We start from the raw sequence: 10,300 nt of genomic DNA, 5'->3' as shown, positions 1-10,300 counted from the left end.
AAAAAGCCGCAAATCCTGACAATTTCCAAAGAGCGGTACTGAATGAAGTTATGCAAAAAACAATCTGGCCAATGACAGTACCTCTAAGCTCCAAGCTCTCTGGAGGTATTGTTTTACGCGGAGAGAGTTTCAGATTCTTACTTAACTTATGGACGGTGTGAATGCATGAAATGTATAATTATAGGGGGATTCCTAGGAAGCGGGAAAACCACACTGATAAGAAAACTTGTTGAACATCTGGGAAAACAGGGGCAGAAAACGGCAGTTATCGTTAACGAGATCGGAGAGATCGGGATTGATGGGGATACGATTTCGGGAGGTAAGACTGAAACCAGAGAAATTACAAGTGGCTGCGTTTGCTGTACTCTGAGAATCAACATGGAATACACTCTGAGAAATCTCATTGCCTCTTACAATCCTGACACTGTTATAATAGAGCCTACAGGAATAGCTTTCCCGGAGCAGATAAAAAGGAATATCGAGAGTATGGGAATCTCAAAAATAACTTTTGCTCCAATAGTGAATCTTGTGGATGCCGGCATTCTGAGTAAGGAGAAAGGCGAGCTGCAAAATTTCATGAAAAACCAGATAGAAGAGGCTGAACTTCTGGGTATCAATAAAGTAGAACTTATAAATTGTGAGGAACTCCTGGAAATCTGCCTGCTCCTGCGCAAATTAAACCCGAAAGCAAGAATGCTCCATTTTTCGGCGAGGCAGGGAGGAAAAAATTTTGACAAATTGCTCGAGCTGCTAAACAAAACCAGCAAGAAAGAAATAACAGAGAGCAGGAAAAATTCAATTCAAATGTCTGGAGTTTCGGCTTATTCATCCGAGTTTGAAATCACTTCGCAGGAAATTTCTCTTGAGACTGCAGTTTCGGTTTCGGAGCAGATCTTGAATAATATAAAGAATAGAGTAAAAGAACTGAATTCCGAATTTACAGGGCATATCAAGCTCTCATTTGCTCATAAAGGAAACTTTGTAAAGGGAAGTGTGACTTCAGCCCACAGAATTCCGGAGATAGAAATTTTCAAAAAAGAAAAAAATGCACTGTCCAGAATAAAAGTGCTTTCTGCCGTAACCTCGGTGCCCCAGGATGAGCTCATTAAAATTGTGGACCTGGTGATAAGAAGGCAGTTGGAAGACAGTAGGCTTTCTTTCAAAAAAGCAGTAAAAAGCCGGCCAAGTTATAGCAAAGTAACATTGGTTTCCTAATCTGGACAACCTTGGAAGTAAATTTCCAGGTAACTACGGTCAGTACGCTTGGTTGAAGTATCCTACCTACTAAATATATACCTTGGTTACCTTGAGGATTCCGAATCAGAGTGTTACCAAAGTCAACCTGCAGTTCAGCCAATGCTTTTGATTAGACTGGCTTTGAACCCTCTACAAAACACGTTGAAGAATCATAATCTTTCTTTGCAAATCAGAACTTCTTAACACGTTTCCCATTTTTTAATTTCTATCGTTCTTTAAGATCCCCCACCCCATTAGACTTTTTTAATCTGATCCATTTCCAGATCCGTAAAGCTTAGCCCCTGATAATGATAGAGAGAAGACTCTGGGTCATGGCTTTGTCTCTGGTATACCTTAAAAGGAAATGCGCCTGAACTCAAAATTGATGGAGTTCTATTAAATTGTGAAGGTTTCGGCAATTCTTGTTGAAAATAAAGAACTGTCTTAAGACCTAGTATGATATAACCTTCCAATAATCCTTATTTCTAAGCTTGTAAGAATTGAGAAGAGTATTAAATGGATTTATAGTGTTATAATCTTTTAGATTCGAAAGTAAAGGTTTATAAAGCTTTAAATTTGCCTTTCATTTTTTATTAAATTTCCTGGAAATAAGTATGCTTATATGTTAATTTCCCCTGTGATTTTTTATTACGGGTGTTCCCGAATAAAACTAAAAAAAAGCAGGAGGAAAGAATGAAAAATAATAGAAAGTTTATATGGAAAATAACAGTATCTGTTTTCACCGTATTAATGATATTGACTTTGTTGTCTGCAGGAGCCTCTGCAAAATGTACTGTAACCCCAACTCCTCTCGGTGCAGGAACTCCTCCAGCAACAGCCCGGCTATCCTGCGGGAACAATCATATTGATTATACGGCAGTAGCCGCTTCTTCAAGTGACCCACGAATTGTACAATTTAAGGATCTATCAAAGGGTAAAGAGACATATATCAGATGGGACTTTGGAGATGGAACCCATCTCGAAGGAACAAAAATTACTCCAGCACTAAAAAATCCGGTACACAAGTATTCAAAGACTGGTTATTACATTAGTTGTATGACTATCAAGTGTAATGGTTGTGTTGGGAAGTTGTGGGTTCATAAGAATGTTGTTATTAAATAGATTTGAAAAGGTTATAAATTTACTTTTCATTTCTAATTATTGGAAACAGTATTTTTGCATTAAGCTAATCCCAAAACCCAAAATTAATTCTTTGAATCATATATTACGATAATCAGTTAAGTTTTAGAAATGACTCAAGAAAAATAATGTTAAAAATTTAATGATTTGAGACTAAAATTGGTTTTGGGATATGCTTTTGTACTGGATAACTCGTCTCCTGATTTAGCTAAAATTCAGAACCAAATTAAAGCTAAAAAATTGGCTAAGAAGAAGTCATGTTTTTGGCAGTGGAATAGTATGGTAGTATATTGGGATGACGGTTTCTCCATGTTGTGGAGAACATTATAATATGGGAAATGTATTTGAAACTTCAGTTAATTTAATCTGGAACAACGAGAGATATCAAGAATTACTCTCATCTTTCACTGATCAAAAATCTAATTATTGACAAATTTGTTGGCAGGACTGTTGGCCGCATTAAAGCAGTTACATTGAAGATAATTCTTAAAAAAATAATTGTATTCTATTTTTTCGATGAATAATACTTGATTTTATCTGAGTTATATCGAGATTTATATAATGCGCGAACTCAAGCTCAGTTTATTAAATTATCATGAGCTTGAATCCGGCTTAGGTTAAAGCTCAAACTCTCTTTTCTACAGTTTCCATTTCTGAATTTAAGTCTTCTCTTAATTCTACTTTTGAAAAGCTGTCGCTCGTAGGAAGTTCCATAAAAAAGGCTATTTTTGTATCGAGAGCAGCAGTTTCATTCTCAAACTCGAAATTAAGGACATGCCCACCTGCACTCCTGTTTGCGGTAATGAAATGAAGATGAAATCGAAGAACATTGATACTACTCACATAATTGGAGGCCCGGAAACCTACCAATGTACTGCTTACATTTTCAAATTCAAAAACATTCTGATTTTCTATGTCAGACACGAGCTAATTCTCATAAAAATATATAACGCTAAATATAGTTGAAGCATAAATTACCGTAAAAACCGAAAATAACCATAAACCAGGCCCAGGTGAAATCGGCAGGTCAATGAAGCTTATGATAAAATCAGGCGGCTCTTTTTTCTACGATGGAAAGCGCTGTACCATCGGTGCTGTCATTTCGCTCAAAGGATTGCCTTACATGGTTACGGTTTCTCATTTATTCAGAGGGGAAGGAGACCATTTAACAGTTGATGGAATGAAACTCGCTGTTACGAGAATTTTGAAAAACTATGATTTAGCCCTAATAGAGCTTCCTCCTGAATGTATAGTCAATATTACCGAGCTTGGCAGTGCAGCTGAACTGGAGGAAGCATTTCTTGTCAATAATATCCATATTATCCGGTGCAGAATAATTAATTCCGGAGTTTCATTGCTTTATCTGGGTTTTCGATGCCTTGATATGCCAGAACCGGGAGATAGCGGTTCTCCTATCCTGCAGGCAGGGAAGGTAATAGGGATTATTTCTTCTGTGATGCTGGACAATTGCATGGGAATTGCAATATCTTCCAATGTTCTACGCAGCCTGGGAAGATAATTAAGATTAAAATTTAAGATCAAAATCAGTCTTATAGTTATGGCTCTTTTAACGAAATAACTTTTTAGGTAAGTGACCTTAGAAAAGCAATTTTTAAAGCAACCGCTCTTTTAGGAAAATAAAGCAGTTTCAAAATTCCCCTATAATCTGCAGTATTATTTTTCTTACTTTCTCAATCCTGTCAAAATTAATGTACACAATCTGTTGCCAGGTTCCAAGAGTAAGGTTCCTTTCAACGAAAGGTACTGTAAGGCTCGGGCCGATGAGCATAGCTCTTAAATGAGAACCTCCGTTATAATCTCCCCAGGTCTTATGGTGATGATAATCCTTGTCCAGAGGGATTAACTTATTAAGCGTTTCAGAAACGTCTTTTAAAAGATTTGGTTCAAATTCCATCGTAGTTATTGCTCCGGTTGAACCAATGCAAAAAATCGTAACCGTTCCAGTTCTTATTTTTGATTTTCTTACTTCTTCGGAGGTAATTTCGGTGATATCAACAATTCCGCAGTCTTTTTTTCCAGTGACTGAGATCTCTCTTGTTTCGATAGGCATAAAAAGATAATTGTATGTACTATTAATAAATTCTAGTAAATCTCTGAAAAATATCCTAACGGTCTTGCTACTGCCGCATTGCTTTTAAAGGACGTAATCGATGCAAAAGTCAGGAAAGATTTGAAGATATCTGTTTTTGGATTCTATAACCCAGTAACCTTAATCTTCACCGTTGAAGATTATTTGGCGACCCTGTTTGGTTTTACTATTCTGGCTGGTTTCACTATTGCTGGTTTCACTTTTGTTAGTCCCATTATCTTTACTGGTTTCATTATTCTGATTAGTTTTATGATTCTGACTGGCATCGATAACCTGGCTGGTGATGACATTTGTTTCGCTTTCCTGAATGGCTTTGTGTTGCTGGCGGCTTCCTAAATCTAATTGGCCATCAGGATAGCCCTCATCATAGCCATGTACGTAACCTTCGTTGTAACTTCGGTTCTCACCTAAACCTGCTTTGACATCATAATACTTGCTATCGAAGGCGGCCTGGTAGCTGGCTCGGTAGCCGTCTTCATAGCCCTTCTGGTAGTCTGGGGTTTTCATACCCACTAAGCTTGCTGTTGTTAATGTCAAAGCTACTATAATAAAGACTGCCAGCAAAATTCCACCTAATTTAATCCAGTTTTTATATGGTTGGTTTATCAATCAACTTTCCCTCAGCAGATTGTTATTAATAGAACGTTCACATTTACCTGTTAAATAATATGTTTTATTGTAAATGCTGTAAATTCCTTTATATAATATACAGAATACCTACAGTCGTTTAAGTGCTAATAAGACTATGCTTGTCTTGGTTACTTAATAATGTGTATATTTCTTTTGAATTTTACTCTTACTTTGTATTCTCAGTTCCAATAATATTAATCCTATCAATATAACGAATAAATAAAAAACCTTTCTTTTTGGACGAAAAGATATTATGTCAATACAGCAGGGCTTTATGTCACTGTTGCAGGATTCTACAGCAGCAGAATTCAAGAGGGAAAGATGAAATATACTACTATTATTTTTGACTTTGACTACACATTGGCCGACACAACAAAAGGTATTATATCAAGTTTTAACTATGCCTTCAGCAAGCTGGATATTCCCTCCTTTGACCATGAAAGTATAAAGAGGACCGTCGGATTACCACTCAATAAAGCATTTGTCCAGCTAACAAATAATGAAAACGAGATTTTTATAAACCGTTTTTTAAGCTTGTTTCGGGAAAAGGCCAACGAAGTAATGTCTAAAGATACCATACTGTATGCCGACACACTAAACACGTTACAGTTATTAAGAAAGAGTGGGCTCAACACAGGTATTGTAACTACAAAAAATCGTTTTAGAATAGTTGAGACTTTAAACCTGCATGGGAGTCTGGACTTAATAGATATTATTGTAGGAGGAGAGGATGTTGAAGTACCCAAGCCGTCTCCAGAAGGGCTATTACTTGCAATTGACATCCTTAACGAAAAACGGGATAATGTGCTCTATATTGGAGATAGCCTGATAGATGCTAAAACAGCCTTAGCGGCAAATGTTGATTTTGCGGCAGTGACTACAGGAACGACAAAAGAAACTGAATTTTTGCAATATCCGTATGTAAAGATAGTAAAGAACTTATCAGAACTTTTTAATGAGTAAAAGCTTTTCCTTTTACGCTCAAAATCCTTTATTGAGTGTTAAAAAGAACATAAAAATCCTAAAACTGAATCAAAAGATAGGATATTAAATCAAAAATAGAATATAACCAAAAGTAGAAAATTTTAGAAACTTTTCTGTATTTTTTAGTTTATTTAGCAGAAGTTATCTTCACTTCTTTGACGGTAGTATATTTCTCTCCATTTGCCTCTTGCTCGGTTTCTAAGTGATTCTCTAATTTTGAATCCGGCTTTAAGTTGTAAGGTAACTTGAAAATTCCATTCTACTCCAAAAACACTGAATATAATTTGAAACCCTTAGATCAGGTTCTGCAACAAATAAATAGATTTAAGCAATTTTATAAAAACGGTTAATATAAAATAATGATTATGAACTTATCCTTATAAACTTATCCTTATAGAGACTTCTCTGCCTTTTAAAGTAGATTACAGACACAGTAGGCACAAGACTTGGCAGAGAACCTTCATGAAGTTGTGGGGTGTTTCATGAAAGCTATAATTTGTAAAGAACCAAATAAAGTGACTGTAGAAGAGGTAGCTGATCCAAAGATAGAGCATCCAGGAGATGCTATAATCAGGCTTACTTCGAGTGGTATTTGCGAAAGCGACATTCATATGTATCAAGGAAGGACTGTTGCAAAACCCGGTAAAGTACTCGGGCACGAGCCTGTTGGAGTTATAGAAGAGGTTGGGAGTGCCGTGACTTCTTTTAAAAAAGAAGATCGAGTGGTCGTTACCTTCAATGTTGCCTGTGGGCATTGTATGAACTGTGTTCGGGGCTTTACAAGTGCTTGTCTGACCGTCAATCCTGAGATAGTTGGAGGAGCTTTTGGATATGCAAAATGGGAATATATCCTGCCCCTTGGACAGCTGTGGGAAAAGGGCTTAACCATTGGAACAGGGCAGACCCCAGTGAAGAAGACAATTTTAATGCTCAGGGATATGATAATTGCAGGCATAGCAAGGCCAAGCTTTATAGTAAGTCACAGGATCTCTATTGAAGATGCACCTGCCGCTTACAGAGAGTTTTCTCAACGTGCAGACGGCTATACAAAAGTAGTGATTAAATTTTAACAGTGCTATGTGTGGACACTGAGTTTTTAAAAGCATGTTTTTCCTTTTTCCGGGCTAATGAAAGCAAAGGATGTCTTTATGGTTTGGAATAATCTTGAGGTATCAAAGCTTAGATAAATCTGAGTGTCAAAAGAAAGGACTCAACACTTTTTCTCCTTTCATAAATAATAAATATGAGGGAATATAATACATATAATAAAATATAACGAATATGAGGGAATTTTATTTATATAATTGTATGAGTTAATCTGATAATGTATTTTGAATAACGATTTTCTTTATACTAAGAATCTGTCTAAAAGAGAATGTTTGAAACGGAACCGAGCAAAATAAATATATTATTGAAGTTACAACTTATTGATTATATTATGTCAGTTGAAAGCCAAAATGAGACTGTTTGCCCAAATCCTGAATGTGAATATTATCTCAGGGTGGAAGGAAAAGCTATTATAAAGCGAGGAAAGTATAAGACTGGACACCAGCGATACTATTGTAAATATTGTGGGAAGTTTTTTATGGATACTAAAGGTACCGCTGTTTATCGCAAGCATCTGTCCGCAGATGAGATTAGATTGATATATCGGCTTTTTCTTGAAAAAAATGGGATACGAAGTATTGAACGAATAACAGGGCACCATAGGGATACAATAAGCCATTTGATAAAAGACACGGTAAAGAACCAGAAAACGGAAGAATATCTTGTCAATCAAATCGGGCTGACACTTAGTGAATGTAAAAAATTATGGGTGCTTTTGGAAAAGAAAAAGGAAACCTCCCGAAAGGTTCCCTGAAAATGCAGGCACATGCCTATTCCCATGGGTATGGACAGGCCAGTTAACAGTGGCCAAAAACATAACCCTTATAAAAAATATATGCCCTTCAGAAAAAAGAATTGTAATTTGTGCAACAAATAAGTATCACACATAAGGACAATATTATAATTAAATTTAAATAAAAAATAACATTGTACAAGAGATACTTGTCTGAAGAATTTACATGGATATATCAATTCAATAAATTAATCTCAATAAATTAATCTGCTATTGAGGAATTCCTTTTTATACTGCCGTGCTTATCGAAAATACTTAAAGCTATTCCTTAGGACAGCTACTAAATCTATTTTTTCTTTTAGATCCTGAGAAGTTTGAGAGGTACGTCAAGAGTTTGTCAAATAATATGGATTTATGCAGCAAAAAGCCACCTAAACTCTACATATTCTGTTTCCTGTCGGCTGTTATATTGTCCAGAAGTGCTTGATTTTTGCAGTAATCCCTTCTTAAATAAGAACTATAATGCTTTTTTGATTGAATTAATAATGTTTAAGTTATTTTTGTCTTAATAGCTCAACTCTCTTTCAAGGACTGGTTTTCAGTGGCATTTACGAGCTTGATTATAATCTCCAAATATTTACAAATTCCACAAGTATTTTATAGCGGGACATATAATCAAAATATGCACATTATATAAAATATCCATTTCCTGTAATTTGTTTAAAAATTGTAGTTTATTAAGCAAAAATATTATACTGAAATTTTGCAGGCGATTGGAGTCCCTGAGTGCGTCAGTTAGATGTGTATATATTCCTTACCAGAAGAAAGGAGCCAGAAATATGAGTAAAAGTACAGCGTTGAAGGTAGCATCCCAGTTTCTAAGTTTATTGCTTTGCCTTATATTGTTACCGGCTGCATTTGCTCAGCCAGAAGATCTTAATGGAACAGTAACCTATGAGAATGGAACTTACGAAAGTGATATTGTTCCTGGGCTAGAAGAAATTTACGGAAATTACACCGTACACGATATAAAACCAACCTATTATTCGGTATATCTCATGCCGGGAGAAAATAAAACCTTCAATGTCAGTTTCAGAAACGAAGGTAATGAAACCCTAGACATAGCCCCAAAAGTTATAGCTACACCTGACTATTATTATGAAGTAAACGAAAGTTGGGTTACAATTTTCCCTGAAAACGTAACGGTAAGCCCTGGTGTAAAGCAGAATTTTGCCATCGACGTAAATATTCCCGAGGATACGGAAATTGGGGAATATGAGGCACAGATAGCCTTCACAAATGATACTTATCCTGAAGAATATGATGATCCTATATACATCCAAGAATATACTGAAGAATATAGTGATTCTCTATATGTCAATGCGATGTACCTTTGGGTTTCAGTGCCTGTCCGTCCGAAACTTGAGCTTCAGACAAGTTATATTTCTGATACCGTTGAGCCTGGGAAAGAATATGTATACTCGATACAAATTAAAAATGTAGCAGGGAAAGATGTCACTATTGATCCGAAAATAATGAACTATGAGATATATGACTATTCGTTTGAAGAACCTGCTTTTAGTAATGACATTATAGAAATCTCTGCACCTTCAATCATAAAAGCCGATGAAATCGCAAATATGACCGTAAGGGTACCAGTTCCGGAGAATGCAAGCGGAAGTTATGGTGCTTTCATCGAAATGAACGCTGATGGTAATGAAAATGACGGATCCGTCCCTCAAATAGGCCTGAGCTTCACTGTTGATAAACAGCCTACAGTTCCTTACGTAAAAATCTTTAATACCACAACTGACGATCCGATAACTATTGAAGTTTCGGCTGAAACTTATGACCAAAATGCATTGGTTCGCATCTCCCCTCAAAAAGAAGAAACATATTTTGAAATGAATCTGATATGCAATTCCAACCCTGTTAATCTGACCCTTGTGAAGGCAACTGAGAGTGGTACCATATACTCTCAGGGATACGCCTTACCTATCTGGGCAATAAAAGAGGATTCAAATTATCAGAGTGACAGCAGTAAATATATAGAAAGATATAGAGTGCCCGGAACAGTCGGAACCTGGGAACTTACGATTCTCCCGAAAAACACAAACAGTTTCGACTACTCAATAACTGTAGGAGAGTTCGAATAAAAGTTGAAATAAAAACTGAATCTCATGTAGATATGGGAAAAATTAAGAGAAGCTGACAGGATTCGTTTTTAATTACACCAAGGTTCTGGTTATACTCATTAATTTTTTCCATCATCCATTATATTTTTTAATATTATTTTTCTAGAAATATTATCTAATACATATTACTAATATAATTACACCTTTATTATTATTATTATTATT

General features: G+C 35.9%; 11 protein-coding genes. 8 read left to right on the top strand and 3 right to left on the bottom strand.

Annotation, left to right across the window (positions count from 1 at the left end; translation table 11 throughout):
* The first annotated feature begins 165 nt into the window (after nucleotides 1-165).
* From BP861_RS02455 to BP861_RS16080, 3 genes are all read left to right on the top strand, one after another.
* Nucleotides 166-1,215: a GTP-binding protein gene (locus BP861_RS02455; RefSeq protein ID WP_292372245.1), complete on the top strand. Its 1,050-nt coding sequence runs from the start codon at nucleotides 166-168 to the stop codon at nucleotides 1,213-1,215.
* Nucleotides 1,216-1,929: 714 nt separating this feature from the next.
* A complete protein-coding gene (locus tag BP861_RS02450; protein ID WP_292372244.1) occupies nucleotides 1,930-2,358 on the top strand; it encodes a PKD domain-containing protein in 429 nt (142 codons plus the stop codon).
* Nucleotides 2,359-2,671: 313 nt separating this feature from the next.
* Entirely contained in the window at nucleotides 2,672-2,806 is a 135-nt protein-coding gene (locus BP861_RS16080; protein WP_394339156.1) for an SPASM domain-containing protein, read from the top strand.
* A 194-nt stretch (nucleotides 2,807-3,000) separates the two neighbouring features.
* On the opposite strand, the gene BP861_RS02445 is transcribed toward BP861_RS16080, so the two are convergent.
* The gene (locus BP861_RS02445) at nucleotides 3,001-3,300 is read right to left on the bottom strand and encodes an acetolactate decarboxylase (RefSeq protein WP_292372242.1); all 300 of its coding nucleotides are present in this window, start codon (nucleotides 3,298-3,300) and stop codon (nucleotides 3,001-3,003) included.
* Between the two features lie 106 nt (nucleotides 3,301-3,406).
* Between BP861_RS02445 and BP861_RS02440 the strand changes: the two genes are divergently transcribed.
* Complete coding sequence (locus BP861_RS02440) at nucleotides 3,407-3,895, top strand: serine protease (RefSeq protein WP_292372240.1); 489 nt, start codon at nucleotides 3,407-3,409, stop codon at nucleotides 3,893-3,895.
* A gap of 129 nt (nucleotides 3,896-4,024) precedes the next feature.
* Here BP861_RS02440 and BP861_RS02435 read toward each other — a convergent pair whose 3' ends face one another.
* Both BP861_RS02435 and BP861_RS02430 read right to left on the bottom strand, forming a co-directional pair.
* Nucleotides 4,025-4,447 carry a secondary thiamine-phosphate synthase enzyme YjbQ gene (locus BP861_RS02435; protein ID WP_292372237.1) on the bottom strand — a complete coding sequence of 141 codons (423 nt, stop codon included), beginning with the start codon at nucleotides 4,445-4,447 and terminating at the stop codon, nucleotides 4,025-4,027.
* A 159-nt stretch (nucleotides 4,448-4,606) separates the two neighbouring features.
* Nucleotides 4,607-5,095 carry a hypothetical protein gene (locus BP861_RS02430; RefSeq protein ID WP_292372235.1) on the bottom strand — a complete coding sequence of 163 codons (489 nt, stop codon included), beginning with the start codon at nucleotides 5,093-5,095 and terminating at the stop codon, nucleotides 4,607-4,609.
* Nucleotides 5,096-5,437: 342 nt separating this feature from the next.
* On the opposite strand from BP861_RS02430, the gene BP861_RS02425 reads away from it, so the two are divergent.
* From BP861_RS02425 to BP861_RS02410, 4 genes are all read left to right on the top strand, one after another.
* Nucleotides 5,438-6,079 (top strand): HAD family hydrolase, encoded by a 642-nt coding sequence (locus BP861_RS02425; protein WP_292372233.1) that lies wholly within the window; start codon nucleotides 5,438-5,440, stop codon nucleotides 6,077-6,079.
* A 503-nt stretch (nucleotides 6,080-6,582) separates the two neighbouring features.
* The gene (locus tag BP861_RS02420) at nucleotides 6,583-7,170 is read left to right on the top strand and encodes an alcohol dehydrogenase catalytic domain-containing protein (protein ID WP_292372231.1); all 588 of its coding nucleotides are present in this window, start codon (nucleotides 6,583-6,585) and stop codon (nucleotides 7,168-7,170) included.
* Between the two features lie 368 nt (nucleotides 7,171-7,538).
* Nucleotides 7,539-7,961: an IS1/IS1595 family N-terminal zinc-binding domain-containing protein gene (locus BP861_RS02415; protein WP_292372229.1), complete on the top strand. Its 423-nt coding sequence runs from the start codon at nucleotides 7,539-7,541 to the stop codon at nucleotides 7,959-7,961.
* A gap of 818 nt (nucleotides 7,962-8,779) precedes the next feature.
* A complete protein-coding gene (locus BP861_RS02410; protein ID WP_292372227.1) occupies nucleotides 8,780-10,096 on the top strand; it encodes a hypothetical protein in 1,317 nt (438 codons plus the stop codon).
* The last annotated feature ends 204 nt before the right edge of the window (nucleotides 10,097-10,300 follow it).

Source organism: Methanosarcina sp. UBA411 (assembly GCF_002495725.1).
Taxonomy (GTDB): Archaea; Halobacteriota; Methanosarcinia; order Methanosarcinales; family Methanosarcinaceae; genus Methanosarcina.
Note: the sequence above shows the minus strand (reverse complement) of the source record. Positions and strands in the feature narration are given on the sequence as shown.

Bases quoted from the DNA above. Each gene is read 5' to 3' on its own strand.
- BP861_RS02455 (WP_292372245.1), top strand. From the start codon at position 166: ATGAAATGTATAATTATAGGGGGATTCCTAGGAAGCGGGAAAACCACA.
- BP861_RS02450 (WP_292372244.1), top strand. From the start codon at position 1,930: ATGAAAAATAATAGAAAGTTTATATGGAAAATAACAGTATCTGTTTTC.
- BP861_RS16080 (WP_394339156.1), top strand. From the start codon at position 2,672: ATGACGGTTTCTCCATGTTGTGGAGAACATTATAATATGGGAAATGTA.
- BP861_RS02440 (WP_292372240.1), top strand. From the start codon at position 3,407: ATGAAGCTTATGATAAAATCAGGCGGCTCTTTTTTCTACGATGGAAAG.
- BP861_RS02435 (WP_292372237.1), bottom strand. From the start codon at position 4,447: ATGCCTATCGAAACAAGAGAGATCTCAGTCACTGGAAAAAAAGACTGC.
- BP861_RS02425 (WP_292372233.1), top strand. From the start codon at position 5,438: ATGAAATATACTACTATTATTTTTGACTTTGACTACACATTGGCCGAC.
- BP861_RS02420 (WP_292372231.1), top strand. From the start codon at position 6,583: ATGAAAGCTATAATTTGTAAAGAACCAAATAAAGTGACTGTAGAAGAG.
- BP861_RS02415 (WP_292372229.1), top strand. From the start codon at position 7,539: ATGTCAGTTGAAAGCCAAAATGAGACTGTTTGCCCAAATCCTGAATGT.
- BP861_RS02410 (WP_292372227.1), top strand. From the start codon at position 8,780: ATGAGTAAAAGTACAGCGTTGAAGGTAGCATCCCAGTTTCTAAGTTTA.